This is a genomic window from Enterococcus sp. 3C7_DIV0644 (genome assembly GCF_002141235.1).
GTDB lineage: Bacteria > Bacillota > Bacilli > Lactobacillales > Enterococcaceae > Enterococcus_D > Enterococcus_D entomosocium.
Map to the genome: position 1 here is coordinate 1,508,993 of NZ_NGLK01000001.1, position 26,752 is coordinate 1,535,744.

At 45.0% G+C, this 26,752-nt stretch carries 24 protein-coding genes and 1 other RNA gene; 4 read left to right on the plus strand and 21 right to left on the minus strand.

From position 1 onward, the window contains the following. Positions 1 to 197: 197 nt before the first annotated feature. The 19 genes from A5877_RS07045 to A5877_RS07135 all read right to left on the minus strand — a co-directional run bounded on the left by A5877_RS07045 (position 198) and on the right by A5877_RS07135 (position 21,222). Positions 198 to 1,583, minus strand: coding sequence for an APC family permease (locus A5877_RS07045; RefSeq protein WP_005233503.1), 1,386 nt, complete (start codon positions 1,581 to 1,583; stop codon positions 198 to 200). A gap of 23 nt (positions 1,584 to 1,606) precedes the next feature. Continuing rightward, entirely contained in the window at positions 1,607 to 2,473 is an 867-nt protein-coding gene (locus A5877_RS07050; protein ID WP_008379298.1) for a GRP family sugar transporter, read from the minus strand. Positions 2,474 to 2,588: 115 nt separating this feature from the next. Next, positions 2,589 to 3,626, minus strand: coding sequence for a two-component system sensor histidine kinase SapS (locus tag A5877_RS07055; RefSeq protein ID WP_016621950.1), 1,038 nt, complete (start codon positions 3,624 to 3,626; stop codon positions 2,589 to 2,591). Continuing rightward, complete coding sequence (locus A5877_RS07060; protein WP_005227794.1) at positions 3,623 to 4,297, minus strand: two-component system response regulator SapR; 675 nt, start codon at positions 4,295 to 4,297, stop codon at positions 3,623 to 3,625. Before A5877_RS07060 ends, A5877_RS07055 begins: the two co-directional genes overlap by 4 nt. A gap of 159 nt (positions 4,298 to 4,456) precedes the next feature. Then, on the minus strand, positions 4,457 to 4,660 hold the full coding sequence (locus tag A5877_RS07065; protein WP_005227790.1) for a hypothetical protein: 204 nt from the start codon (positions 4,658 to 4,660) through the stop codon (positions 4,457 to 4,459). A 19-nt stretch (positions 4,661 to 4,679) separates the two neighbouring features. Further along, positions 4,680 to 6,185 (minus strand): phosphoglucomutase, encoded by a 1,506-nt coding sequence (locus tag A5877_RS07070; RefSeq protein WP_005233485.1) that lies wholly within the window; start codon positions 6,183 to 6,185, stop codon positions 4,680 to 4,682. A 103-nt stretch (positions 6,186 to 6,288) separates the two neighbouring features. Further along, positions 6,289 to 6,783 carry a methylated-DNA--[protein]-cysteine S-methyltransferase gene (locus A5877_RS07075; protein ID WP_005233483.1) on the minus strand — a complete coding sequence of 165 codons (495 nt, stop codon included), beginning with the start codon at positions 6,781 to 6,783 and terminating at the stop codon, positions 6,289 to 6,291. Positions 6,784 to 6,984: 201 nt separating this feature from the next. Next, positions 6,985 to 8,856, minus strand: coding sequence for an ABC transporter ATP-binding protein (locus A5877_RS07080; protein WP_034878270.1), 1,872 nt, complete (start codon positions 8,854 to 8,856; stop codon positions 6,985 to 6,987). After that, positions 8,846 to 10,585 (minus strand): ABC transporter ATP-binding protein, encoded by a 1,740-nt coding sequence (locus A5877_RS07085; RefSeq protein ID WP_042890682.1) that lies wholly within the window; start codon positions 10,583 to 10,585, stop codon positions 8,846 to 8,848. Before A5877_RS07085 ends, A5877_RS07080 begins: the two co-directional genes overlap by 11 nt. A gap of 186 nt (positions 10,586 to 10,771) precedes the next feature. Continuing rightward, on the minus strand, positions 10,772 to 12,319 hold the full coding sequence (locus A5877_RS07090) for a PASTA domain-containing protein (RefSeq protein ID WP_086316624.1): 1,548 nt from the start codon (positions 12,317 to 12,319) through the stop codon (positions 10,772 to 10,774). Continuing rightward, positions 12,312 to 12,986: an ABC transporter ATP-binding protein gene (locus A5877_RS07095; protein WP_005227776.1), complete on the minus strand. Its 675-nt coding sequence runs from the start codon at positions 12,984 to 12,986 to the stop codon at positions 12,312 to 12,314. The genes A5877_RS07090 and A5877_RS07095 overlap by 8 nt, the downstream gene beginning before the upstream one ends. A 12-nt stretch (positions 12,987 to 12,998) precedes the next feature. Beyond that, a complete protein-coding gene (locus tag A5877_RS07100) occupies positions 12,999 to 14,549 on the minus strand; it encodes an ABC transporter permease (protein ID WP_016621953.1) in 1,551 nt (516 codons plus the stop codon). 313 nt (positions 14,550 to 14,862) lie between these two features. Continuing rightward, positions 14,863 to 15,309, minus strand: coding sequence for a D-aminoacyl-tRNA deacylase (dtd, locus tag A5877_RS07105; RefSeq protein ID WP_008382058.1), 447 nt, complete (start codon positions 15,307 to 15,309; stop codon positions 14,863 to 14,865). Between the two features lie 6 nt (positions 15,310 to 15,315). Next, positions 15,316 to 17,526, minus strand: a complete 2,211-nt coding sequence (locus A5877_RS07110) for a bifunctional (p)ppGpp synthetase/guanosine-3',5'-bis(diphosphate) 3'-pyrophosphohydrolase (RefSeq protein WP_005233463.1) — start codon at positions 17,524 to 17,526, stop codon at positions 15,316 to 15,318. 187 nt (positions 17,527 to 17,713) lie between these two features. Next, positions 17,714 to 18,379: a hypothetical protein gene (locus A5877_RS07115; protein ID WP_008382055.1), complete on the minus strand. Its 666-nt coding sequence runs from the start codon at positions 18,377 to 18,379 to the stop codon at positions 17,714 to 17,716. 4 nt (positions 18,380 to 18,383) lie between these two features. After that, positions 18,384 to 19,139, minus strand: coding sequence for a 16S rRNA (uracil(1498)-N(3))-methyltransferase (locus A5877_RS07120; RefSeq protein WP_008382053.1), 756 nt, complete (start codon positions 19,137 to 19,139; stop codon positions 18,384 to 18,386). A gap of 1 nt (position 19,140) precedes the next feature. Beyond that, positions 19,141 to 20,088: a 50S ribosomal protein L11 methyltransferase gene (gene prmA, locus A5877_RS07125; RefSeq protein WP_005233456.1), complete on the minus strand. Its 948-nt coding sequence runs from the start codon at positions 20,086 to 20,088 to the stop codon at positions 19,141 to 19,143. Positions 20,089 to 20,099: 11 nt separating this feature from the next. Beyond that, positions 20,100 to 20,588 carry a DUF3013 family protein gene (locus A5877_RS07130; RefSeq protein WP_034872159.1) on the minus strand — a complete coding sequence of 163 codons (489 nt, stop codon included), beginning with the start codon at positions 20,586 to 20,588 and terminating at the stop codon, positions 20,100 to 20,102. Then, complete coding sequence (locus tag A5877_RS07135) at positions 20,524 to 21,222, minus strand: DNA-3-methyladenine glycosylase (protein WP_005233451.1); 699 nt, start codon at positions 21,220 to 21,222, stop codon at positions 20,524 to 20,526. The genes A5877_RS07130 and A5877_RS07135 overlap by 65 nt, the downstream gene beginning before the upstream one ends. A 216-nt stretch (positions 21,223 to 21,438) precedes the next feature. On the opposite strand from A5877_RS07135, the gene A5877_RS07140 reads away from it, so the two are divergent. From A5877_RS07140 to A5877_RS07155, 4 genes are all read left to right on the plus strand, one after another. Then, positions 21,439 to 22,716, plus strand: a complete 1,278-nt coding sequence (locus A5877_RS07140; RefSeq protein WP_086316625.1) for a replication-associated recombination protein A — start codon at positions 21,439 to 21,441, stop codon at positions 22,714 to 22,716. An 85-nt stretch (positions 22,717 to 22,801) separates the two neighbouring features. Then, positions 22,802 to 22,996: non-coding RNA, 6S RNA (ssrS, locus tag A5877_RS07145), on the plus strand. Between the two features lie 167 nt (positions 22,997 to 23,163). Beyond that, positions 23,164 to 23,454: a hypothetical protein gene (locus A5877_RS07150; protein ID WP_005233435.1), complete on the plus strand. Its 291-nt coding sequence runs from the start codon at positions 23,164 to 23,166 to the stop codon at positions 23,452 to 23,454. Between the two features lie 64 nt (positions 23,455 to 23,518). Then, positions 23,519 to 23,998: a universal stress protein gene (locus A5877_RS07155; protein ID WP_008382048.1), complete on the plus strand. Its 480-nt coding sequence runs from the start codon at positions 23,519 to 23,521 to the stop codon at positions 23,996 to 23,998. 285 nt (positions 23,999 to 24,283) lie between these two features. Here the strand turns inward: A5877_RS07155 and A5877_RS07160 are convergent, their stop codons facing one another. Further along, a complete protein-coding gene (locus A5877_RS07160) occupies positions 24,284 to 25,864 on the minus strand; it encodes a hypothetical protein (protein WP_008382047.1) in 1,581 nt (526 codons plus the stop codon). Next, a complete protein-coding gene (locus A5877_RS07165; RefSeq protein ID WP_008382046.1) occupies positions 25,865 to 26,620 on the minus strand; it encodes an ABC transporter ATP-binding protein in 756 nt (251 codons plus the stop codon). Between the last annotated feature and the right edge of the window lie 132 nt (positions 26,621 to 26,752).

The following is a 26,752-nucleotide window of genomic DNA, read 5'->3' on the forward strand; positions in this document are numbered from 1 at the left end:
TTGGAAAATTTCTCAAAAAAAGCAGATTCATAGAGGACTTTTGATCAAGAAAGACTGTCATTGCAATGATCAGCACCAGAAATGACTACTATTTGAATAACAAAAAAAGCCTCCTAAAACGCTGCTTATAGGAAGCTCGGCTATATTTACATAAAAAAAGACAAAAACCGCATCCGGGTCTTTGCCTTTTCACAATCCTATTCGTCAATTTTCTCATTTAATTCGCTGTTACGATAGCCATATACAAAATAGATCGCGATTCCGATCACTAAGGAGATCCCAAAAACGATCCAGGTCGCCGTTTGTAGACGGGTCATCAAGAAGAGACAGCTGGCAACGGACAACAAAGGCAATAACGGTACCAGTGGTACTTTGAATTCGCCTTTAGCAGGTGGGCCCATCATCTTCCGCAGCTTGATGATTCCTAAGGACATTAAGATCATATACGACAATGCCGCAATGTTGGTCAATTCTGCCAAGATATTCAATGGGAAAGCTGCCGCAAAGAAGAAAGCAAAAACACCCGCGATGTAGGTCGCTTTCTTTGGTGTTTGATGCTTTGGATCAATGGCTTGCATCGCTTTTGGCAATAACCCATCTTTACTGATGGCATATAACAGACGCGCCAAGGAGTACATCATAGCGATCGTCACTGTTAATAAGGTCAAGATCGCACCCACAGAAATGATTGATCCGACAACCCCATGACCGACATAACGCATCGCAAAAGCTACCGGATCATTGACTCCTAATTCAGCAAACGGAACGATTCCCGTCATGATCAGTGTGACAATGATATAAAGGACAGTTGCGATCGCAATGGAACCAATGATTCCTCGAGGGACATTTTTCTTGGCATCTTCGACTTCTTCCGCCGCCATTGCGACGGCATCAAAGCCAAGAAAAGCAAAGAAAACTAACGCTGCACCATTAAAAACGCCTGAAAAACCAAAGGGCATAAAGGGCTGCCAGTTGTCTGGTTCCACGAAAAAGGCACCAAAGACGATAAACAAGAGGATCACGCCGAATTTGACCCATACCATGGCATTGTTCAAACGTAACGCTTTTTTCGCTTCTTGGCTGACCCACAAGGTTACAAAAATAATGACTAAACCAGCGATCAAATCAATGTAGGTCCCCTTGCTTGGGTCATAACCGCCCGTCAACGCGGTTGGTAAATGGATATCCGCACTGGCCAAAAAGCCTTGCACATAGCCTGACCAGCCAGATGCCACCGAAGAAACGGCCAATAAGAACTCGCAAATCAAAAACCAGCCTGCCAGCCACGCGGTAAATTCACCAAAAACGACATACAGATACGAATAGGCGCCCCCTAAAACGGGGATCCGAGAAGCAAATTCCGCAAAAGAAAGCCCTGATAACACAACAACGATACCAGCTACAACAAAGGAAAGAATCAATGCCGGTCCGGCATACTCAGCAGAAGCAGTCCCTGTAACAACAAAGATACCTGTGCCAATAATGGCGCCGATCCCCAACATAATCAAATCTTTTAACTTCAACTCTTTTTTTAAATTCGTCACACTTTCCCGTTGTATGACTTTTTTTCGAAATAAATCCATAACTCCTCCTCAAAAATATACGTTTATGTTGCTTTCATATACCCCAGCAAAACACCGCCGATAATCACCAGCAGACAACCAATCACCACATACCGCAGTTCTTTTTTGGTTTTCTTTTCGCCGAGAATAAAAATCCCGCCTAGCGTTGAAATGATGATTCCCATCTGCGACAATGAGAAGCCCACCGCTAGTCCGACTTGCTGAACCGTGATCAGCATGCAGACATTTCCGATGCCCCATAACAACCCTGACAAAGTATTTTTCCCTACAAAACGGTCGACCTTCGTCTTCCTTAAAGCAAATAGGCTGGCACCGATCAGCATCCCGACACTTTGTGGCAAAATGATCGCCAAGGGGTCCAATCCTGCCCAAGTAATCAAAATCGTATAGGCACCGTAACCGATCGTTGATGAGATCAATGCCCGAAATCCTTTAGGAAAATCAAGCATCTTGCTGCCAGCTTCTACCGGACTTTCGCCATCTTGACGAGCGGTCAGATACGCCCCGATCACCAACAAGATCAATGCGCTAACACCTAGTGCATAATCGCGGGTCTGGGTCCATTCCGCAAAAAACAATGCACCGGCGACCGTATTTAAAATCAGCTGCATGCCGGTTGAAAGCGGCAGTCCAACAGACACACCTAAATATTTCATGCCATGGAATTGACCGTTTTGACCGACGGACCAAAAGAGACCAGACAAAAGACCGATCAAAATCACCTTTCCATCAATCACTGGCATCGTCACAAAATATACGACCAGAGAAAAGAAAAAGGCACCAATCGTCATTCCTAGCGTTTGCTGGTTCGCATCCCCGCCAAGTTTGGCACTTACTAAACCAATGCTGCCCCACGCAAACATTGGTACTAATGCAACGAGTATCTCCATTTCATTCATCCTTACCATTCAATTTTAAACACAGGCTTTAGTGTATCAGTGAAAACGTTCTAGGGACAAGTGATTTTTGTCAAAAAACACAAAAAGATACTCGAAAAAAAGCAGATTAGCGTTTTTCCTCATAATAACTCAACAAGGGAAAGAACAGCGTCATGGTGGTTCCTTTTCCAACTGTCGACGAAGCCGTTAGCTCGATGCCTAATTCCTTCGCTAAACTTTTCGCTAAAAAGAGCCCTAATCCCGTCGAGTGGGTGTCCGTTTGGCGCCCATTTTCGCCCGTAAAGCCTTTATCAAAGATGCGACGCATGTCTTCTTTAGGAATGCCGATCCCACTATCTTGCAAGTGGAGATAGGTTCCTTGGGCATCTTTTTCGATCCGAATTGTCAGCTGCCCATTTTGTGGTGTGTACTTAACGGCATTGCTGACCAATTGTCGAAAGATAAAGCCGAGCCATTTTTCATCGGTCAACACTTGCTGATCCTCACCTTCAACGGCATAGTGCAGGTTCTTTTGGATAAAATAATTTGCCTGACTGCGTAAAACCGGCTGGATGACGGCTTTCAATGAAATTTCTTGGACCAGATAATCTTTTGAAAAGCTGTCCAAACGGGCGACGTACAAGACTTGCTCGACATATTCGTTCATGCGGTTCAATTCATTTTCTAGTAAGATGAATTTTTCATCTGGAATATCAAATTCGATCGAATGCAAAAGCAATCGTGATGCGGCTAAAGGTACTTTGATTTCATGGACCCACGAATCGATGTATTCCTTTTGTTCTTCTTGATTGCTGACGACTTGCTGCATCAATTCTTGGTGCTCTCGGATCAACTGATTGATGTAAGATTCGATCCGTTCTTCTTCCGCCGAGCGTGCTCCTTGCAAGTAGTTTTGCAGCAAGCTGTCTCCGGGCTTGGGGGTGATTTTTTGCCAAAAACGCCGCTTAGATAAGTAGCTGATTGCCAAAAAGAACACCATCAAGACACTTTGCATCAAAAAGAGATAGCCGACTGTACCCCAATCCATCGGGGAATGAGGAGTCAGCCAAAAAACTAAGACCGTCAACACGAAAAAGACCAGCCAGCCAATAAACAGCAGCCAACGATCTTTCAAAAAACTGCGCAAAACCCGCCACTTTGTCATGGTACGATATACCCTTGACCAACCTTGGTTTCAATGTAGCCATTCATCCCCGCTTGTTCGATTTTTCGTCGCAAACGATTGATATTGACCGTCAAGGTATTGTCATCTACAAAACGCTCGTCATCCCATAAGGCCCGCAAGAGTTTTTCACGACTTAAAATCTTGCCGTGATTTTTCATCAAAATATACAGCAGGCGGTATTCGTTTTTGCTAAGATCGATGCTTTCGCCATTGATATACATGCTGCTGTTGTCGATATTGAGGGTCAAACCGTTATGCACTAACGTCTCGCTGCTGCTTTCTACATAGTTGTAGGAACGGCGCAATAAGGCATTGATTTTTGCAATCAGAACGTCGATCTCAAAAGGTTTTGTCACAAAATCGTCCGCCCCCATATTCATGGCCATGATCATATCCATATTGGTATTGCGACTGGAAATAAAAATGATTGGTACTTTGGAAGCTTCGCGGATTTTTTGACACCAATAGTAGCCATCAAAAACCGGCAAATTAATATCCAGTAAAATCAGTTGGGGCTCTTGTTCTTCAAAGTCAGTCAACACTTGATGGAAATCCGTCGTGCCAAAGGTCTCAAACTGCCATTTTTCTAGTTCTTCGATAATCAGTTGGCGAATCACCGCTTCATCTTCTACTACCATTATTTTTGCCATATCCGTGAATTCCCTCACTTTGCGTAATTTTCTCCTCTTTACTTTATCAAATATCAAAAACGAATGCGAACATTAATCGCCGTTTTTAGCAAACCCTAAAAAACCTCTTCACTGTCCTGAGGAATCAGTGAAGAGGCAAACAAAAAACGGACGACTAGGTTACTCGATGATCTCAACAGTCTCAATTAGTAGTTTTCCGATAAACAATAAAATCCCATCGAAAAAAAGCACACTCATGTTGACACCTAATAGCATTGATAACCGTTCAACGACATCGATTTTTGGTCGTTTGTTCAAATAACGAAACAAGAAAAAATTCACACCATACGTCACTGCCATGATCAGCAGCATCAAGATCACCATTTTAGTTCCCTGCTTTTCTTCAAATTTTTGGTTGCTGTGCTAAAAACTGTGTCAGTTTACTTTGATCGATGGCTTCATACTGCGATAGGAAGCGACCGATTGCTTGAACGACTGCCGGTAGATGACCCGCTTCATCATTTTCGATCTGCAGCACCAGCAGTGGTTCGTGCAAGCTCATTCGCAGCAAGAACCAGCCTTGGCCATAGGGCGCTGTCAAGTTGATGCGAATGCCTTCCTCATTTTCTGGATCGATCTGCCAGCCTGGCAGCAAATGATCGGCTAAATCCGCGATCACTTGGCGACCATAGTCTTGATAGTCGGCTTTTTGGATCGCAAAGCGCAATTCTTGGGTCTCGGCGGGTTGTTGCAACGCCGCGATCAGCTCATCCAGTGTCGTGCCTTGCTGTTGCAATTGTGGCAGCATCATCAAGAGCTTGGCGATCACGTACGCCCCGTCATCTAAAAAGAAATTTTCTTTAAACGCGGCATGCCCGCTGGTTTCGATGGCTAACTGTGTGTCCAGTCCTGCTTCATTCAATTCAATCGCTTTGTTGATCACATTGCGGTAGCCAGAAATATAGCGTACTTGCTGCCCTCCCAGTGCTTCGATAAAGGTTTTTAAATGATTAGAGGTTGGTGAATTAGTGACGATACGCGTGCCAGGGTGTTCCGCTAAGATGATCTTGCTTAATACAGCAATCATATTGTTGCGGTTCAAGGGCTCACCGCTTTTGGTCACGACAGCCGAGCGGTCGACATCGGTATCGAAAATAATGCCTAGATCGGCTTGTTCTCGTAAGACGGCTTCACGAATACTTGCCATCGCCTCTTTATTGTCTGGATTAGGGATATGATTGGGAAAATGCCCATCCGGTTCTAAAAATTGCGAGCCATTCGTATCTGCCCCTAGCGGCAGCAACACTTTTTCAGCAAAAAAGCCGCCGGCACCATTGCCTGCATCAACAATGATCTTTAATCCAGCCAAAGGTTTTTCCTCATTGGTTCCCATCCCTTGGCGAATTTTTTGCAGTAGATCTTGGGCATAAGGCGTCAGCAGGTCTTTTTGCTGATAGCTTCCTTTTTCCGCTGCCTCATGAACGGTAGTGTGGGTCAAAATATAGTGGATATCCATTTTTTCGGCACCGCCTTGGCGGCTGAAAATTTTTATTCCATTAAAGTAATAAGGCAAATGACTCGCTGTCAGCATCACACCAGCATCACAGTCGAAATCCGCAAACTGTGTGCTCATAAACATGGCTGGTGTCGTTGCCAAGCCACAATCGATCACTGCCACGCCTTCTTGCTGCAGCTGTGCCATCAACACTTCTTGCAGTGCTTCGCCACTCAAGCGACTGTCACGACCGACTGCCACGCGAAAAGGTCCGCTGCCCTTTGTTTCCAACCAGTTGCGCAAGCCCGAAGCAACTTGCCGAACCGCTTGCTCCGTCAGCGTCACCTGTTCTTTTTCTGTTGCGATCGCAATCCCTCGAATATCAGAACCATTTTGCAAATCAACGATGTTCATTTCCTCCACCCCTTCTTGTAACCGGAATCAATTTTATTATACCAGAGAAAAAAGGAAATGAAATTGCTTTTTAGTATTTTTTACTATAAATAGTTTACTTTCCTTATTCTTTAAACGGAATCCCTTCCAGTTGCAGTAGTCGGCGTTTGGTTGCTAACCCGCCCCGATACCCCGTCAAGCGGCCGTTTTTTCCTAACACCCGATGACAAGGAACCACGATCATCATTGGGTTACGCCCCACTGCGTTGGCGACAGCTCGGACAGCGGTCGGACGTTGAATGCGCAGCGCCAAGTCACTGTACGTAGTGGTTTCACCATAAGGAATTTGGGTCAGTGCTTGCCAAACGGTTTGTTGAAACGGTGTCCCTACAAAATCAAACGCAAAAGTAAACGTCACTGGTTCCCCTGCAAAATAAGCTTGCAGCTGCGTTTCAATTACTGGATCAAGGTCAGCTATACTACTGATTTCAGCCAATGGAAAGAATTTGAGTAATTCATGATGATCCTGCTGCCGACCAAAATACACTAGCCCTTTTTCCGATTGGACCACCTCATACCATTCTTCGTCTAAAACGATCTTTGCCAATGCTAGTTTCATATTTTCACCTCATGGAATCCATTTTCCGCAGCACAACTGCTTACGTGCTGCCGCCGTTCTACGGCTGTCTCAGTGACAGTATACCATTTTTTCGAGCTGCGCAAAAAAACCGACTGGCTTACTGCCAATCGGTCGTTGCAAACAAGGGGAAAATAGGCAGATCGCCAGTCGCTGCAGCTTCAAGCCGTAGCAATGGCAGAATCAATCCAATTCGATTTTCCCAGTATATAGCTGATAATAGGTGCCTTTTTCTGCCAACAGCGTTTCATGGGTCCCCCGCTCAATGATACGGCCATGATCCATCACCATGATGGCATCGGAGTTTTGGATTGTAGACAATCGATGGGCGATCACAAACACGGTCCGTCCAGACATCAAACGATCCATCCCTGATTGGACGATACGCTCTGTACGGGTATCGATGCTTGAGGTGGCTTCGTCTAAGATCATCACTGGCGGATCAGCGATCGCTGCGCGAGCAATTGCCAACAGCTGCCGTTGACCTTGGGAAAGCCCTTCGCCATCGCCCGTGATCACGGTGTCGTATTTTTCTGGCAAATGGTTGATAAACATGTCGGCATTGGCTAGTTTCGCTGCTGCCAGCACTTCTTCATCACTGGCATCCAGTTTTCCGAAGCGAATATTCTCGCGAATCGTTCCAGTAAACAAATGGGTGTCTTGCAAAACGATTCCTAATGAGCGACGGAGGGATTCCAGATGGATTTTTTCAATATTGATACCATCATAGCGAATCTTCCCGTCTTGGATGTTGTAGAATCGATTGATCAGATTGGTGATCGTTGTCTTACCAGCACCTGTTGCACCAACAAAGGCAACTTTTTGCCCAGGCTCTGCATACAGATTGATCTCATGTAAGACCAGTTGATTATCGACATAGCCGAAATCAACATCTTCAAATCGCACGTCTCCCGTCACTTCCGTATAGGTAATGGTTCCATCCTCGTGGGGATGTTTCCACGCCCACGTGCCTGTTCGTTCTTTGGTTTCAACTAGTTGACCTTGCGACCATTTGGCATTGACCAGTGTGACGTAGCCATGATCGATTTCTGGCGTTTCATCTAATAGGTTGAAAATTCGCTCAGCACCGGCTAATGCCATGATCACAAAGTTGATTTGTTGTGATACTTGGCTGATAGGGCCATTCAATGAACGGCTCAGTTGCAAGAAAGAAGCGATCATCCCGACCGTCAGTCCAGAAACACCATTGATGGCAAACAGGCCACCAATGATGGCGATCAAGACATATTGGACATTTAGTAAGTTCATCATGATCGGCATCAAGGTATTGGCATTGACATTGGCTTTAGTGGCACTTTCTTGCAGTTGATCATTTAAGGCATCAAATTCTTCCATGACGATTTTTTCATGATTGAAGATTTTGACGACTTTTTGTCCGTGCATCATTTCTTCGATATACCCGTTGACAGCGCCTAAATCTCGTTGCTGTGCGCCAAAGAAGCGGCCGCTGCGGCGAGAAATGATGCGGATCACATTCAGCATCAAAATAACCGACAGCATCACGAACAGAGTCAATGGAACACTGATGGAGAACATGGCGATAAAGACAGAACAAAAGGTTACCGCCGCCATCATCAAGTTTGGAATACTTTGGGAGATCATTTGACGCAACGTATCCGTATCGTTGGTAAAGTGACTCATGATGTCGCCATCTGAGCGGGCATCAAAGTAGCCGACTGGTAGAGACTGCATATGTGTAAACATTTGGTCACGGATTTTTTTTTGCGTGCCCTCACTGATCTTGACCATCATAAAGTTATAGATCAGTGCGGCCAAGATCCCAATCAGGTAGATGATCGCCATTTGGACGATCGCCCGAAACAAGCCGCCAAAATCAGGATTGGCTTGCCCTAAAAGCGGTGTGATATGATCGTCGATCACGACTTGTAAAAACAACGAACCACGAACGTTGGCAAAAGCACTTAACAAGATCATAACAACGACGAATAGGAGTTGTCCTTTGTAGTCGCCAAACATCGTTCGCAATAAACGTTTTAATGTACGCTTGGGATTTGCTGCTTGTCTATTCTTCACCTTCACCAAATCCTTTCTGCTGCGAATGGTACACTTCTTGATAGATGGCATTGTTTGCCAACAATTCTTCGTGGGTACCGATGCCATTGATTTTGCCATCATCCATTACGATGATCCGGTCGGCGTCTTCGATCGAATTGATCCGTTGGGAAATAATGATCGTCGTCGTTCCCGGAATTTCTCGTTTCAAGCCTTCGCGGATACTGCGATCGGTTTTGGTGTCGACGGCACTAGTAGAATCATCGAGAATCAAGATTTTCGGTTTCTTTAATAAGGCACGGGCAATCGTCAACCGTTGTTTTTGCCCACCGGAAACATTGTTCCCTCCTTGTGAGATCTGCGTTTCATATTTATCAGGAAACTCTTGAATGAAAGGATCGGCTTGTGCGATCGTCGCCACGCGCTGGATCTCTTCATCCGACGCCTCTTCATTGCCCCAACGTAAATTGTCGTTGATGGTGCCGCTAAAGAGTACATTGTTTTGCAAGACCATACTTACTTGGTCCCGCAATGCTTCTAAATCATAGTCGCGAACATCATGACCGCCGACGATGACACGCCCTTCAATCACATCATATAAGCGGGGGATCAGCTGGACGAGGGTGGATTTCCCGCTCCCGGTTCCACCAATGATCCCAATGACTTCACCGGATTCGATGCGTAGATTCGCATCAATCAGCGCCAACTTGTTTTTGTCATTGGCGTAACTAAAGCCGACATTTTCAAAAATGATGGAGCCGTCTTTGATTTCTTTGACTGGTTCGGCGGGATTTTTCAAGTCACTTTCTTCATCTAATACTTCCACGACCCGTTCTGCCGACGTTCGTGCGATCAAAATCTGCACGAAAGCCATCGACATCATCATCAAGCTCATCAAAATCTGCATCGTGTAGTTGAACATGCTGACTAATTCACCAGTCGTCAGGCTACTTTGTTCCACGATCAACTGGGCACCAAACCATGACAAGAGCAACATACATGTATAGACTGCAAATTGCATCAATGGCATGTTAAAAGAGACGATTCGTTGCGCGAGAGTGAAATTCCGATAAACATCGGTGGACACTTCGCCAAACAGTTCTTCTTGTTGTTCTTCCCGGACATACGATTTCACAACGCGAACCCCTTGTAGATTCTCTTGCACCACATTATTCAAGCGGTCATAAATGCGGAATACTTTTAGAAATAGCGGGTGGGCAAAACGAATCACTAAGGCAAGGCCAATCGCTAAGATCGGTAAAACAACTAAGTAGATCGTCATAAGTTCTGGGCTGATGGTGCTAACCATTGCAAGTGAGAAAATCAGAACTAACGGACTGCGGACCAGAATACGAATAATCATTTGATAAGCATTTTGGACGTTGGTCACGTCAGTGGTCAAGCGGGTGATCAAACTGGAGGAAGAAAAGCGGTCAATGTTTGAAAAGGAAAAATCTTGGATTCGGCGAAATAGATTGTGCCGCAGGTTGCGGGCAAAACCAGCCGAAGCGATCGCTGCCGTTCGTCCGCCAAGCGTTCCTAAAAGTAACGCGATCAAGGAACATAAAAAAAGCAAGCCGCCATCTCTTAGAATCACACCGGCGTCTCCTTTTTCGATCCCTTGGTCGATCATCATTGCCATGATCAGGGGCATAATGACATCTAAGGCAACCTCTCCTGCTACATACACAGGGGTCAGCAAGCTATCCTTCTTATAGCTGCCAACATTCGCGAGTAATTTTTTTATCATTTGTTTCGTCCCTTCTATAGATGGCACTGCGGAGCCATTTTTTCTCGTTACCATCAAGTTTACTTTATCGATCCAGTGATTTCAAGCGGCTCGCTCGTGTTTTTTTTACAATTAGTAAGTAAAAACACCCTTCCAAAGAAGGGTGCTTACCTTTTGATGCTGTGTGAAAAAGTGTCGGTTGCGAGATTATTCGGCAGCAGATGAACCAGCGGTACTGACCGGTTCATCCGCCTCCCCGCCATCCTCTGCCGGCGGTGTTTGGGTACTGCCTTGCAGATTGCCGCGGCTGATACCGATGGTGATCCACGTTTCTAGGGGAATGAACTCGCCGTAGCGGCTCATTTCAACGACGGTTCCTTTTGGTTCCGCCGAATCGACATAGTAGATTTCGTAATAGACATTGGCGCCTTTTGATTTGTATTCATCAAAGAATAGTTTTGGCAAGTCGCCTTCCGTTGCTTGGAAACGGATGTCTTTCAAATACGGTCTGCCTAATGAGTAGACGACTTTGACAGTTGGCAAAGTATCGCTTTCGCTGTACTCTTTGCCCGCTTCCTCCGACTGACTCAAGAAACTACCATACGCCACTTGATCGGAATAGACCGTGCTGACTTGCAGCGGGATTTTTGATTCTAGTCCTTGGGCTTCTTCGATCGTGTATTGTGAAAAATCTGGAACGGTCAAAGCTTGGCCTTTTGAGACCTTCACCACAAATTCTTCTTTTTTCGCAAGTTTGCTGCCTTTGACTGGTTCTTGTGAAACGACCAGATCCAGGGCGACACTGTCAGAAAAGACGGTTTCTTCTTTGTATTTCAAGTCATTCTTTTTCGCCCATTCAGAAGCTTCACTTTTGGCTTTGCCTGTAAAATCAGGTACTTCAATATTTTTTTCAAAGACTTCTTTGCCCTTTGAATAGTAGACACTCAAACGGTCTTTGCGTTTGTATTCGGCTAAATCAAGCTCTTTGTTGGCCGCCTCTTGTTTGATAAAAGCTTCTGCTGCTACATTGTCGTCAAATTGTTCGATCAAAGAGAGGTTTTCGGCTTTATTGCTAGCGATCCAATCTTTTGCTTCGGTCACTTGCATCGCTGAAAAATCCGGTAGCTCTAAGCGTTCTTCAGGATCAGGCCCGAGACTCGCCGTCAGTGTCAGTGTGGCACCCTTCTTGATTTTTTTCTCAGGGTCGACACTTTGGTCGATTACTTGGTTGACGTCTTTGTCAAAGTCATATTCTTGCTCCACTTTGATAGCGACGCCTTCTTCCATGCCCCACGTCCGCGCTTCTGACAGATCTTGGGCAGTGAAATCCGGCACCTTCACATGGGTCATCTGATAATAGACGATCCCGATCACGGCAACCGCCAAGGCGGTCAGTAAAGCAATCAGCAAGATTTTTTTCTGCTGACGCTTTTTGTAGGTCGGATCAAATTCCGTTTCTTCTTTACCAAAACGGCTGACTGGTTCCTTTGATGCTACCTTCTCAGTCCCAGAACTCGCCGCTTTTGCTTCAGTCGTCTGTGTTTGTTGACGGGCTGCCGAGCGACTCATCGGCTCACTAGCTGTCGGCTCTTCTGATTGGTGAACCGTCGTTGGCTCCGCTGGTTTGCTCGCTTGCTCCGCGCCTCTTGCATTTTGATCTCCGACAGGTTCGCTAGTTTTTTTCTCGCTATTGCCAGCGGATTTCTTTTTGCCATCATAGTTGTCCGGGCTAAAATTTGATAAAAAATCACTCATGTTTACTCAACACACCTTTACGTAAATACAAGACTTCATCCGCTTGTTGAGCGATCTCGTTAGCGTGGGTCACGACGATCACACATTTGTTGTGGACGTGTGCCAGCTCCTTAAAGATATCGATGATCTCTTGTTCCATTTCTTCATCCAAATTCCCGGTTGGTTCGTCCGCTAAAATGATATCGACATTGGTGGCTAACGCCCGGGCGATCGCTACCCGCTGTTGTTCTCCACCAGATAATTGATTGACGAGCCGATCGGCTTTTTCTTTGGTGATGCCTATATAATCCAGTAAATTGTATGCCACTTCTCGCTGATTGTCTGGCAGCTGATTTTTCGTGATCGCCATCGGCACTAAGACATTTTCAACTGCACTTAAATAGGGAATCAGATTATAGCTTTGGAAAATGATACTGATGTCGTCGCGGCGATAATTTTCATGCCCAATTTTTTCGATATCGGTGCCTTCATAAAGTACTTGACCGCTTTTCGGACTATCCAACGCACTGATCAAGGATAAAAACGTCGTTTTTCCCGAACCAGATTGCCCTAAGATGGCATAGAAAGTCCCTTTTTCAAAAGAAACAGAGGTCTCTTTCAGTATATAGCGGCGCTGATCGCCGTCTTGGTAATAGTAATCGACTGCTTTGGTTTCTAATAAAGTCATCGTTGGTTCCTCCTACATCATGATTTTCTTTGGATTCAAGCGTAAAATATACAACAGCGGTAAAATAGCTGAGAACAAGACGGTTCCTAAACCTAACAGCAGATACGTAATGATGTAGCCTGCTGAGAAGGACACTTGATAGGCATTCTTGATATCCATGTAATCAATATCAGCTGCCATCAAACCGCCAGAATAAACACCGCCCATATCATTTTGATTGCTCATCCAATCGTTTTGCATCAAGGTATTTGAAACGGCACCACCTAATAAGTTCCCGGTCACTAAGGACAATAGCAGTGCGGCTAAACTAACCAGCAAGACTTCAATCACGATCTGTCCAATGACTTTCCCACGGCTTTCCCCTAAGGAGAGATAGATGCCCAATTCTTGTTTCCGATCTCGTAAGAAAAGCAAGACCACTAAGGAAATAATAAAGATGGTTGCGATCGACGCAATGATCACGATGTAATTTGCGATCACCCCTAACCGAGTAAAGCCACCGGCGATCTGCTCGTATTGATCCGTATTAGCAATGATACGATAATATTGGGGCAATAACGCACCGGCTTCTTGTTTAAAGGCTTCGACGTCATCCGTTGAATTTAGGACAAAGATCGGTTGATAATAGGCGTCTGACTCTTCTTCGATCACTTCTTGACCCCAAAGTTTTTCAGACTGCAATTTGTTAAAATCTTGCACTAAATTATTGCTAGCATAAAAGGTATTGATTTGTTCCATCACTTGCCATACCTGATCACTATTTTGTGAATCACTTTGATCTGATGAACTACTTTGATTGCTTTGATCCTTTTTAATTACAGAAAAGATCCCTGCAATGGTCACGGGATAATCAAAGGTCGCGACACGATTGCCACTCTCAGCCGTTTCGTCCGTCGCATCCTCACTATCATCACTTACTCCCTCGCTTGAACCACCTTCCATCATGACTTCTGCCCGTGTATCCCATACCAATTGATCACCGACACTCAGGTTATTCAATTCTGCGATCTCTTTACTGATCAATACCGCGTTCGTCAATTCACTGACATCTTTTTCTGTCAATCCCTCGCCTTCCTCCAAGCGAATCAAGCCTTCTTGCATGTCTAATGGCTCAACCAAATTTCCGCCCTTCAAAGAGAAGTAGTTGCCACCCATGCCGACCGATCCATCCTCCGGCGTATAGGCTTTCAATTTTGTTGTTTCTAACCACGCTTGATTTTGGTAATCAAAATATTTCACATAGCTTAATTGACCGATTTGCTCATAAAGATCCAGCGCTGGTGGTTTCGGATAAAAATCTTCTTGTGACTGCTCTTCCTCCGAAGCATCCGCATGGTCTTTTTCAAAACCTTCCCAATCCATTTCCACCGTAGCAACGTTCCCCATTTTGCGTTTCGTCTCTCGCTCCACGTTGGCAGTGGATTGTTGAATTGCTACAGCACCAGCGATCACATTGCCTAAAATAAATAGAACTAAAAATAAAATAAATGATTTCCCTTTTCTTCTGGTGATACTCTTTATTGCACGCTGCCAAAAGTTCATTGTTATTTCCTCCAGTGACATTATTTTTTAACAATTATTCCATACTTCTCCCTCAAGAACAATCGCAATAAAGGATCGTTTTTCGAATTTAAAATATTAAAAAACGGGTGAAAAAGATATTTCCATTTAATAACCCTTATAAAAGAACAAGAAAAAGATGTTAAATAACAAATAAAAGAATGGAATTTTTGCTAACAGTTTTGTAAGATTTCCCGATTTCAACTTAGATTTCACTTGGATTCCATCAAAAATGCTTAGCGCTTTCGAGAGTATAAAAAAAACGAAGGAATTCTCCGACTCTTTTCCAGCGAGAAAATCCTTCGTTTTGTATTCCCTATTTTTCTTTCGTATCGATCACGATCGTCACCGGGCCATCATTGACCAAGGCGACTTGCATATCTGCGCCAAATTTTCCAGTAGCAACAGTGATGCCTTCGGCTTGTAAACCTTCATTAAAGGCTTCGTAAAGCGGGGTCGCAATACTTGGCGGTGCCGCTTGAATGAAACTAGGGCGATTGCCTTTCTTGGTCTCCCCATAAAGGGTGAACTGTGAAATACTCAAGACCGCGCCGTTTATGCTTTCCAGTGACCGATTCATTTTGCCCTCTTCGTCTTCAAAAACCCGCAGATTTTTGATTTTTCTTACGAGATAAGCCACATCGTCGCCTGTATCCTCATGGGTGATCCCCAACAAAACCATGAACCCTTGTTGGATCGCACCGACGATATTGTCCTCAATCGACACGCTTGCTTGACTGACTCGCTGGATCACTGCCCGCATTCTTTCTCACCCCTTCGTACGTCTGACGCTGTAAACATCTGGAATCTGCTTGATTTTATCAACGATCGATTTCAAATGAGTCAAATTCTGAATCGCCACCGTGATACGGATCGTTGCCATTTTGTCTTTATTGGTTTTGGCTTCGACACTCACTAAGCGTTTCGTGACGCTATTGACCGTCTGCAAGACATCGTTGAGCAACCCAGACCGATCATAGCCGTAGATCTCAAGATCGGCATCGTATTCTTTGTTGATGTCGGTGGCATCTTCCCACTCAACATCGATCAAACGGTTCGCTGCCTCTTTGTTTTGAACATTGGGGCAATCGCTGCGGTGGATCGAGATTCCCCGCCCTTTAGTAATATAGCCGACGATCGAATCCCCAGGAACCGGATTGCAGCAGCGGGAGATGCGGATCAACAAGTTATCGACCCCTTCAATGACAATGCCGCCTTCGTGACGAACCTTCATTTTTTCTGGTTCTTTTTTCGCCGGTTGATTGATCATCTCTTGGACTTGCTGCTTTTGCTTCTCGATTTGTTTCTCGCGCCGTTCTTCTTCGGTCAAACGGTTGGCTAAGGTCGTGGGACTGACTTCCCCATAGCCGACAGAGGCAAACAGGTCATCTTCTGTTTGATAATTGAATCGTTCGCAAGCTTCCGCCATTTTGCTTTTCGTCAAGAATTCTTTTGGCACAAAGCCCATATCTTGTAAGGTACGAACCACTGCCTCATGTCCTTTGATGATATTCTCATCACGATCTTGGGCTTTAAAAAATCGTTTGATTTTGTTCTTCGCTTTGCTGGTAGCCACTAGTTTGACCCAGTCGCGGCTTGGCCCAAAGGAATTCGGTGATGTCAGAATCTCAATAATGTCGCCATTTTTCAGCTTATAGTCTAATTGGACCATTTTGCCGTTGACCTTGGCACCAGTAGTTTTGTTGCCGATGTCGGTATGGATGCTATAGGCAAAATCCAGTGGACTGGAGCCTTGAGGCAACTCCGTCACATCACCTTTTGGCGTAAATACATAGACTTTGTCGCTGAAAATATCGCCTTTGACACCTTCCATAAATTCAGAAGCATCATAGCTTTCATCTTGCAGTTCCAAGATTTCACGGAACCAGCCAACTTGTTGGGTCATCTTGTCGGCTCGGACTTTTTCGGTCTTGCCTTCTTTATAGGCCCAGTGCGCAGCAACCCCAAATTCAGCGATCTCATGCATTTCATGGGTCCGAATTTGGATCTCGACAGGATTGCCTTTGGGACCAATGACCGTCGTATGCAGCGATTGGTACATGTTGGCTTTTGGCATAGCGATATAGTCCTTGAACCGCCCAGGCATTGGTTTCCATTTTGTATGGATCGTTCCCAAAACCGCGTAACAATCTTTGATGGAGTCAACGATCACTCGGATCGCCAACAAATCATAAATTTCATTGAACTGTTTCTTTTGGTCTTTCATTTTGCGATAGATCGAGTAAATATGCTTTGGTCGACCATAGATCTCAGCATAGATATCTAGTTCCTCCGTAGCGATCCGAATCTCTTCCACGGTTTCGGAAACGTAGGATTCCCGTTCTTCTCGTTTGGTCTGCATCAAATGCACGATTCGGTAATATTGCTGTGGATTCAAGTAACGCAAAGAAATATCTTCTAGTTCCCATTTGATTCGGCTGATCCCTAAACGATGAGCTAATGGGGCATAGATTTCCATCGTTTCTTGGGCGATGCGGCGTTGTTTGTCTTCCCGCAGATGTTTCAACGTACGCATATTATGTAAACGGTCAGCCAGTTTGACCATGATGACCCGTAAATCTTGCGCCATGGCGATCAACATTTTCCGATGATTTTCTGCTAATTGTTCTTCATGAGATTTGTACTTGATCTTACCCAGCTTGGTCACGCCATCCACTAGCATCGCTACATCGGCACCGAATTCTTCTTTCAGATCGGCTAACGTCACATCGGTATCTTCGACGACATCATGCAAAAAACCTGTTGCAACGGTATGAGGGTCCATCTGCAATTCTGCCAAGATCCCCGCAACTTGGATTGGATGAATAATGTACGGCTCGCCGGATTTACGGAATTGTTCTTTATGGGCTTCTGTCGCGTAATCTAATGCTTTTTGGACAAAGGCAACATGTTCTTCACTCATATAATGAGCGACCAATTTGATGACATTGGGCCCGGTCAATATAACTTCTTTTGCCATTCATTCCGCCTCCTGCTCTTCTTTTTTGTGCTATCAAAAAGGCAGACAGAAGTCGCTGTTAACGTTTCGTCACGCACCCAAAGCCTTGCGGACAAACGTTCTAAGCATGGGACTCCTGTCTAACCTGCAGTTCTTATTTAGTAGTATTATTATACAAATTTTTCAGCTATTTTTCAATCGCTGTTGTTCAAAGCACATCGGGTGCCGGCTGGTCCTTAAGCAATTCTTCAAAAACATGATACGAGAGCCCGATTTTCTCAGCGCCAGCAGCCTGTAGTGATTGCATAGCTTGTTCATCTATTGTGTCAGGATTGATCTGGATCGACAGTTGACTGCCACCATCTAAGGAAAACAAGCTCACGTCGTGCAATGCTTCTGCTAGTGGTTGTTTTTGTCCTAACACGATCTTTGGCCATGCTTCTTCTTTCAAGCGTTGTGCCACTTGGATCTTCGTCAATTCATTCATGATCTCGGTTTGCACAGCTAAGCGGATCTCCCCTCCTGTCAAGGTCAAGGAGCGAATCGTTTCAGTCAATTCCGCAAAGCCACGATCATTTTCCATGAAGGAAGAAGCCGGTAGCCAGACTTCCAAAAAATCGGCACCTTCCATAAACGCCCGACCGATTTCAAACGCTACCTTTGCCAGTGTTCCTTGGGCAAGGGGGTAATCGATCACTGCGCCGATTTGTAAGGAAGAGCCTTGTGCCAAGATTTTCGCCCGCCGAATGGCACTAGGCAAAACGACGACTTCCTTTAAAGCCGTTTTATATTGATTGATAAAATCCTTCAAGACCCAGTCGGTCAGATCGGCCGTCAACAAACGGACACTGATTGCTTCTTGGTTCTTATTCATCAACTCACATCCTCTTTAATTCCGTTAGCACACTGACAGCACTTAAAAAATAAAACGGTGCTGTTTCTGTTCGTAAAATCCGAGGGCCTAACCCGCATAATTTAGCGTTGTTTTCCTGGGCTCCTTCGATTTCGGAGGGGGTCAGACCGCCTTCTGGGCCAAAGATCGCTAAAACTTTGCTACCAACGGGCAATTCGGTGATCACTTGCAGCAGCATCGCTACTTCTCCTTGCTTGGCTGATTCTTCATAAGCCACTAGGACCGCATCGTACTGACTGAGGCTTTGCCAAAATGCTTTGGCGTTATCCAGTAGTGTGATGGCTGGTGCGATCTGCCGTTGGGATTGCTCCGCCGCTTCTTGGGCGATTTTTTGCAGCCGCTGCTGCTTTTTCTGTAACTTCTTTTGATCCCATTTCACGACCGAAGTTTGCGCAGGAAAACCGATAAATGCTGCCGCCCCAAGTTCCGTGCCTTTTTGAACGATCAAGTCCAGCTTGTCGCCTTTCGGGTAGCCGCTAGCGATCGTGACCTGCAGCGGCAATTCCTTGTCCTGCTGTTCTTTTTCGACTTCCTCTAAGTAAACCGTTTCTTCATCGGCCTCTTTGATCTTGGCGATGATCGCCAAATGATCCTCAAAAACTAAACCGACTTTCGTGCCGGGAGTCATGCGCATCACTCGGATCATATGGTGGAAGGGTTCTCCCGAAACGGCAAACACCGCTTTTGCTTCATAAGGCTCCTGTAAAAAATATCGCTGCATCTTACTCTACCTCTGGTTTTTTAAAGGCGATCGCATACCAGTCTTTTTGATTGAACAATTGATCGATCTCAAAGCCTTGTGCGATCATGGCATCGATCACTAATTGTTTTTTCGTCTCAATGATCCCAGAAACGATCAAGGTGCCCTCTTGCTTCAATAAACGCCATGCATCAGGGATCATCAATAAAATGATATCCGCTAAAATATTGGCAACGATAAGATCAGCAGGGACCGTCACCCCTTGCAAAAGGTCATTGGCTTGCACGGTCACATCGTGAGCAATGGGGTTCATCGCCATATTTTCTTGGGCGGACCTCACAGCGACTTCATCTAGATCATAAGCAAACACGTCTTTGGCACCTAAATATTTGCTGGCGATACTTAACACCCCTGAGCCCGTCCCGACATCTAAGACGGTTTCACCGCCCCGCAAGTAGACTTCTAGGGCTTGTAATGTCAAGCGTGTCGTAGGATGCGTGCCGGTCCCAAAGGCCATTCCCGGATCAAGGGTGATGATCTTTTCATCTTCTTGCAGCGGTTGATAGTTTTCCCAGCTCGGCACGATCGTCAGATAGCGGGAGATACGGACTGGATGGTAATATTTTTTCCAGGCCGTTGCCCATGCTTCTTCCACGACCTCGCTCGTTGTGATGGTGTTTTTGCCGATTGCCAAACCATACTCCGGCAGACGGTCGATGGCTGCTTTGATCGTCGGCAGCACTTCTGGCAAAAAAATCGTCTCTGGGAAATAGGCACTGACTTGCGCACCTTCTTCTAAGGTCGTATAGGTTTCTTTATCCAAAATTTCGCCATACGCATCGCTTTTAAAATTTTCGACATCTAAAACGTCCTCGATCGCTACCCCACTTGCTCCGTGTTCCATTAAAATATTGGCGACTGCTTCCACTGCTTCGCTAGCTGTCGCTACGGTTACTTCATTCCATTTCATGTTCGTTCTCCTTAGTAACTAGGGTACGGGATCATGGTTTCCCCAGCCCCGGCTTGATAGTTCGTCATTTTCTCCACAAATGCTTCTTCGTTGAATCGCAATTCAAAGATCGCTTCTTCACTGTCATCGTTCAAGAAATCAAGCAGATCGCTTTGGCCTTCTTCTAAAATTTCTTGAATGTAATCAACCAATCCGTCTAACAACGCTTTTTGGATCCCTTTTTTTCCTGCATAAGGAATCGTCGCTAAATAATCTTCTTCATCAAACGTTGATTTTTGTGGATCATACAACAAAATCCCATCTTCAAATTCAATGATCGCTTCCTCTGATGCCACACCTTGCGCATCGTCGATTTGGACTTGTTGAGGATTTTCGGCAAACAAGCGCAACACCAATTCGATGGTATGATTTTTGGCATCCCAATCGATCGCCACATCATAATCGGAGATTTTTTTCGTTAATCGCTGATCTAAGTAAGTCAATATCGTTTCTTTCGCCATCACTATTCCTTCTTTCTAGCCAGCCATGATCTTGCTGAACAGCGGCTTTTCGTATATTTGTTAAATAAGGATTACCAGCTACCGCAAATCGAAGCGGCATCTGAGTCCACTCCCCTTTGTTCGGGATACCAATTCGAGGCAATGCCAAAATTTCTTTTGGGGTACGTCGGCGCTCAGGAACCAAATGCAGCGGACTCGTAAAAATCGATTCGCCGTAAAGCTCAGCTGGAATCTGTAGTGCCTGTACTAGTTTCCCGGGGCCATTGGCTACATCCGGTCCCGTTTTTTGTCGCTGTTGTTCCATCAAGTCAATCCCATCCACCGGTTCTAGCCCGCGAATCATGATTCCTTGTGGGATGCCTTTTGGTTGCGTAATAAAGTTGACAATTCGATGCGTATGCATCGTATATAAATAAATCGTGCCGGGTTCCTGATACATCGCCCGAACCCTTGGTGTGTTTCGCATGCCCACACTATGAGCCGCCAGATCATCGGGACCTAGATACGCTTCACAATCCACGATATACCCACCTAATGTTCCTTCTGGGGTCTCATGTTCCAAATACATTCCTAATAAGGCACGTGCGATGGTCGTTGTCGGCTGTGTCGCAAATAGTGCCATTAATTCATCCATTCTCATCACCCTCTTTATTCTACACAATTCTCGGTCAACTTACTATCTTTGACTACAGAGTTGCGGTGATCTCAACGATTTCTTTTCAACGAACCTGTTTTTTGCTGACTGAGTGGAAAATACGCGCCCTTTTGTTTTCGTAAGGACGCAAATCAGCTTGTTTATGAGAATGTACGTTCTTATGTTATACTTACAGGAAAAGGAGAGGATCGTTTTATGCAGCAGCCACTTGCTTATCGAATGCGGCCACGGAACTTAGATGAAGTCGTCGGACAGCAGCATTTGGTTGGCCCGGGGAAAATCATTCGCCGAATGGTCGCAGCCAAAATGCTTTCTTCGATGATTCTATACGGACCGCCGGGAACCGGAAAAACCAGCATTGCCAGTGCGATCGCCGGCTCGACACGCTATGCGTTTCGCATGCTGAACGCCGCCACAGATACAAAAAAAGACCTGCAAATCGTGGCAGAGGAAGCCAAAATGAGCGGTACTGTCATTTTATTGCTTGATGAAGTCCATCGACTAGACAAGACAAAACAAGACTTTTTACTGCCCCATTTAGAAAGCGGCAAGATTATTATGATCGGTGCCACGACGGAAAATCCCTACATTACGATCAATCCAGCGATTCGCAGTCGGACACAGATTTTTGAAGTCAAACCGCTCCAAGAAGAAGATATTTTGACCGCCATTGATCAAGCTTTAGCAGATGAAACTCGCGGACTTGGATCAGAAACCATCGTATTGACCGATGATGCCCGCTTGCATCTTTCGCGAGCGACCAACGGTGATTTACGAAGCGCCCTCAATGGCTTAGAACTCGCTGCCCGTTCCACACCAAAAGGACCAGACGGCATTATTCATTTGACCTTAGCGATCATCGAAGAGTGCGTACAGCGCAAAGCATTGACCCATGATAAAGATGGGGATGCGCACTATGATGTGATCTCTGCTTTTCAAAAATCGATTCGCGGCAGCGATGTGGATGGTGCGCTGCATTACTTAGGTCGTTTAGTAGAGGCAGGCGATTTGGCGATCATTTGTCGGCGCTTGATGGTCATCGGTTATGAAGACATCGGTTTAGCTAACCCAGCAGCCGCTGCTCGAACCGTCAATGCTGTGTTAGCCGCTGAACGTTTGGGCTTGCCGGAAGCTCGGATCCCTTTGGCCGATACGGTGGTCGATCTATGTTTGTCACCAAAATCCAACTCGGCCTACATGGCATTGGATGCAGCGATCGCAGATATTCGTAGCGGTAAAGCTGGCGATGTCCCGGATCATTTACGAGACAGTCATTACAAAGGCGCCGAAAGCTTGAATCGAGGAGTTGGCTATCAATACCCACATAATTTTGATGATGCATGGGTCGATCAGCAATATTTACCTGATAAGCTAAAAGGTACCCACTATTATCAACCGAAAGCCACCGGTAAATATGAGCAAGCGTTGGGCCAACGGTACCAACAATTGCAGCAACGAAAGAAAAAAAACTAGGTGCTTAGAAAAAATAGTGACTTTTTGGTATCGTTTTCAAACAACTTTATTGCACCTTCGTCATTCCTATGCTACTATAAGGATGGGAATTCTGTGATGTACGAGTTGTCCCTTTTGTGTGTTGACCGAACATTTTTATTGATATCTTGGGATCCGTCTTGTGTCAATGCTGGTAACATGCCTTTTCCTTTGGTAGTTCGAAGCTTAGACCGTGGAACCCACCTGCTAGAATTTGCGGGATCAATACTATGGGAAAAAGAACGGCATCAACGGATATTACCCATTCTTTTTAGAATGTGCCATCTGTTTTTAACAGATGGCTTTTTTGCGTTTTCTAACCGATAGCAACAGTGAAACGTCCTTGCCTGACATCAGAGTAAGGGTGGCTTTTGCTATTCTTTCTAGGGTTCGCTATACTAAACCTATCAACTTAGAATAGGATGGCGTATGTTTATGATTCTTCTATTATTTACGATCGTGGCACTCGTATTATTCGGCACCAGTTATTTGCTTTATGCCAAACAAGCGATTTTTTTCACTTTGATCCCTACTACTGAGGCGAATAAAGTCTTCTTAAAAACCTATAGCCTCATTCATTTCCTTTTAGGCGTAGTGGCATTGGTTGTGGGCTTTGTCGATAGAGAGCTGATTGCCTTGTTTTATTTGGCGTTGTTGCTGCTCTCTTCCGCTTCATTCAGCATCTTGCTGGCACAAAAAATGAAAAAAAAGGAAGATTAGGTTTTCTTTTTCCAGAAAAAAGCATTACAATAAAAGTAGAAGATAACAGATGGGAGTGTTTCTTATGTTACAACAATATCAACGAATCATGGTAGCCGTCGATGGGTCTAGCGAGTCAGAATTAGCCTTCAAAAAAGCCGTGAATGTGGCACAGCGGAATGATTCTGAATTAGTTTTAGCACATGTGATCGACACTCGGGCCTTTCAAACCGTTTCTTCTTTTGACGGCATGCTTGCTGAGCAAGCAACCGAAATGGCCAAACAAACTTTGAAAGACTATGAGGATTATGCCCGCAAACACCAAGTAACTGCAGTCAAAACAGTGATTGAATACGGCTCGCCAAAACCAATCATTGCCAAACAATTGCCCGAAGATCACAACATCGATTTGATTATGATCGGTGCCACTGGTTTAAATGCCGTGGAACGAATCTTTATCGGTTCCGTGTCTGAGTATGTCATTCGCCATGCTGGCTGTGATGTGTTAGTTGTGCGGACAGATCTAGAAAACAAAATCCCAGAAAAAGACCACACCAAAGCTTGATAGCTAGACGACCTGCCGACGAACGGCAGGTTTTTTTGTGCAAAAAAAACCGTGACAAAAGCAAAAGAGTCAACGAGCACTTAGGTCTCATTGGTCTTTTTGCCTTTGGTCACAGCTCTTTGACAAGTCGGTTATCCAAACTTGTACAGCAAAAAATGAAAGCAAAGTAATAGGTACTCCTATCTAACCATGTTTCCTTTTGATTGTAAATAGTTTTTCTGAATTTTCTGAATAAATAGTTAATTTATCCATCCTTAAATAAAAAAAAGCAAAGCATCGCTTCCCTTAGGAAAAACGACGCCAAAATCTATGGTCATAGTGGGCTATCCAAAGGACGCTGGTCAAGAGGATCACAAAGAAAACCGGACCATTCAATAACAAAAAATCAATCGAAGTCGCAGCAAAGCCATAAAGGATGATAACAATGACGGAAAGAAATAGCGTTGCGACTGTTCCAATGGCTAACCCAAGACTCCCCGCCCCTCTCGTAAACAATTGACTGATATTGGTCCAATCCAAAAGCAGCAATCGATAATCACGAGCAAAATATTTCAAGCACAAAAGAAAACTGCTCCAAAGTGCTCCTACTAGGAAAGAGATAGCCAAAATCAGCGGCATTTTGAATAAAAGCACTGCTACCAGCACGATGACTGCCGTTAAGCTCAGCTGCAAAACGACGCCAAAGCGGAATTTTTCCCGCAAGTAGCGCTTCATCGATAACGGCAAGGAGCGGACAAACAAGAAATTCTCCTGATCCAATGAAATCAAATTACTGATAAAAGAAGTCGGGTTGACCATCAGTGCCGCCAAGGCGATCCCCGCCACGAAAACAACACCGATAAATCGCTCATCCAATTCACTTAACTGAACCGCCCCAGTAAACACAAAGGACACTAAAAAAATGATGGGCATCAGTAACGAGGAAGAAAAGACTTGCATGATCAAATTCGGATCACGGATCAACTGCGAATTGTAATTAAACAACAGCTGGCCCAAACCTTGATTGGGTTTATGCTTCCGACGAACACTCCCTTGGTTAGGCGCCGCGGCTGCCACTTGCTCATAAAACTTCGGCAAGATCAATCGATAGAGGGCAAAAAGCAGCACGCCTGCTGTGGCGATGATCCCTAGCAAGCTAAGCAAACCGGTCGTTTGAAACGGTGCCACCATCACATAATAAAAAGGCAATAAAAAGCTGATCGCTCCCCGGTCTACCACGTCTGTCTCATAAGTATTCACCTGATTCATCATTAAGACCCCGATCACAACAACCAGCATCGTCACACCTAGCAATAAACTAGTGACCAATTTTTTATGCTTCAAGAAAAACTTGGTGCGGGTCAGGCTGAAGACGATCAAGCTGCAAATGCTGAAGATCAAGACTAAAAACAAGCCGAACAGCAAGAACGCCCATAAGATCGTCAGCAAGAAAAAGACGTTTGCCCGAATCCCTGTCAGGAGAAATAAGACCAACAAAGGAAAAATAAACGGCGCAACGGTAAGAAATACCACCACGATCTTTGCCAGAAAAATTTCACTCTGTCGAAAGGGCAGCGGCAAATACGCTGGCAGATCTTGACTTTCGAAGAAGACATTGTAAATGGACGAAATCCCTTGGGAAAAGCCTAAGATTCCGAACAAAGCGACATAATAGGTAAAAAAGCCCGGCATCTGACTAAAATCCAATGTGATCATCGTCAAACCATAGACTAGCAGAAACACCACTCCAGAAAGCGCATATTGAAACAACAGATAACTGGTCAAGGTCGAACCAGCCTTGCCTTTTTTGCGGGCTTTGTCTGTCAGTTGGGGATTGGCATACCGCAAATTAACGGAGGTCAGCGTCAGAAATTGTTGTTTTCGCATCTACGCTTCCTCCGCTTCTGCAAGAATCGCTTCTTCTTGACTTCTCCCAGTCATTTGCAGATAGATCGTTTCCAAAGAAAGCGACGGATGCTGTGCCAGCAAATCTGCCACTGAGCCATTGTACAGCAACTCACCTTTTTTCAAAATCGCCAATTGATCGCACAACTGCTGGGCGGTGTCCAAGACGTGGGTGGAAAAAATCACGGTCTTACCCTTGGCAGCGTGCTGTTTCATCATTTCTTTTAAATCATACGCCGCTTGAGGATCTAAGCCTTGTAATGGTTCATCCAAGATCCAAATGTCCGGATCGGGGATCAATGCCCCAATCAGCAGCGTTTTTTGCCGCATTCCATGGGAAAAGCTGGCGATGGTCTCTTCTTCATGAGACAGCATATCAAACAAGCGCCCTAATTTTTGCAAACGCTCGGCCTTTTCCGCTGCTGGCACCTCATACGCTGCGGCAATCAAGTCCCAATACTCCCCTGCTGTTAGCTGTAAAAATAAATCTGGCGTGTCCGGCACATAGGCAATTTGTTTTTTTATCGCTTCCCGATGTTCCACGAGGGATTGACCGTCAAAAAAGATTTCCCCACTCGTCGGTTGCAAAATACTAACTAAGCTTTTGATCGTTGTCGACTTCCCTGCCCCGTTGTGTCCCAGAAAGCCAAAGATCTCCCCTTGACGAATCGTCAGGGAAAGATCAGACAATGCTTTTTTGGGTCCATACTGTTTCGTCAGATTCTTGATCTCAATCATTTTCCTGCCTCCTTATTCCATACCTATTGTTATCTTACGCTGAAAAGCAGTAAAAGAAAAATGTTTATTGCCATTTTTATCAAATCAATTGACAGGAGCTGCAAAAACAAAGATAATAAGAACACTTTAGGG

Bases quoted from the DNA above. Each gene is read 5' to 3' on its own strand.
- A5877_RS07045 (WP_005233503.1), bottom strand. From the start codon at position 1,583: ATGGATTTATTTCGAAAAAAAGTCATACAACGGGAAAGTGTGACGAAT.
- A5877_RS07050 (WP_008379298.1), bottom strand. From the start codon at position 2,473: ATGGAGATACTCGTTGCATTAGTACCAATGTTTGCGTGGGGCAGCATT.
- A5877_RS07055 (WP_016621950.1), bottom strand. From the start codon at position 3,626: ATGACAAAGTGGCGGGTTTTGCGCAGTTTTTTGAAAGATCGTTGGCTG.
- A5877_RS07060 (WP_005227794.1), bottom strand. From the start codon at position 4,297: ATGGCAAAAATAATGGTAGTAGAAGATGAAGCGGTGATTCGCCAACTG.
- A5877_RS07065 (WP_005227790.1), bottom strand. From the start codon at position 4,660: ATGGTGATCTTGATGCTGCTGATCATGGCAGTGACGTATGGTGTGAAT.
- A5877_RS07070 (WP_005233485.1), bottom strand. From the start codon at position 6,185: ATGAACATCGTTGATTTGCAAAATGGTTCTGATATTCGAGGGATTGCG.
- A5877_RS07075 (WP_005233483.1), bottom strand. From the start codon at position 6,783: ATGAAACTAGCATTGGCAAAGATCGTTTTAGACGAAGAATGGTATGAG.
- A5877_RS07085 (WP_042890682.1), bottom strand. From the start codon at position 10,585: ATGATAAAAAAATTACTCGCGAATGTTGGCAGCTATAAGAAGGATAGC.
- A5877_RS07090 (WP_086316624.1), bottom strand. From the start codon at position 12,319: ATGAGTGATTTTTTATCAAATTTTAGCCCGGACAACTATGATGGCAAA.
- A5877_RS07095 (WP_005227776.1), bottom strand. From the start codon at position 12,986: ATGACTTTATTAGAAACCAAAGCAGTCGATTACTATTACCAAGACGGC.
- A5877_RS07100 (WP_016621953.1), bottom strand. From the start codon at position 14,549: ATGTCACTGGAGGAAATAACAATGAACTTTTGGCAGCGTGCAATAAAG.
- dtd (WP_008382058.1), bottom strand. From the start codon at position 15,309: ATGCGGGCAGTGATCCAGCGAGTCAGTCAAGCAAGCGTGTCGATTGAG.
- A5877_RS07110 (WP_005233463.1), bottom strand. From the start codon at position 17,526: ATGGCAAAAGAAGTTATATTGACCGGGCCCAATGTCATCAAATTGGTC.
- A5877_RS07115 (WP_008382055.1), bottom strand. From the start codon at position 18,379: ATGAATAAGAACCAAGAAGCAATCAGTGTCCGTTTGTTGACGGCCGAT.
- A5877_RS07120 (WP_008382053.1), bottom strand. From the start codon at position 19,139: ATGCAGCGATATTTTTTACAGGAGCCTTATGAAGCAAAAGCGGTGTTT.
- prmA (WP_005233456.1), bottom strand. From the start codon at position 20,088: ATGAAATGGAATGAAGTAACCGTAGCGACAGCTAGCGAAGCAGTGGAA.
- A5877_RS07130 (WP_034872159.1), bottom strand. From the start codon at position 20,588: ATGGCGAAAGAAACGATATTGACTTACTTAGATCAGCGATTAACGAAA.
- A5877_RS07135 (WP_005233451.1), bottom strand. From the start codon at position 21,222: ATGGATGAATTAATGGCACTATTTGCGACACAGCCGACAACGACCATC.
- A5877_RS07140 (WP_086316625.1), top strand. From the start codon at position 21,439: ATGCAGCAGCCACTTGCTTATCGAATGCGGCCACGGAACTTAGATGAA.
- A5877_RS07150 (WP_005233435.1), top strand. From the start codon at position 23,164: ATGTTTATGATTCTTCTATTATTTACGATCGTGGCACTCGTATTATTC.
- A5877_RS07155 (WP_008382048.1), top strand. From the start codon at position 23,519: ATGTTACAACAATATCAACGAATCATGGTAGCCGTCGATGGGTCTAGC.
- A5877_RS07160 (WP_008382047.1), bottom strand. From the start codon at position 25,864: ATGCGAAAACAACAATTTCTGACGCTGACCTCCGTTAATTTGCGGTAT.
- A5877_RS07165 (WP_008382046.1), bottom strand. From the start codon at position 26,620: ATGATTGAGATCAAGAATCTGACGAAACAGTATGGACCCAAAAAAGCA.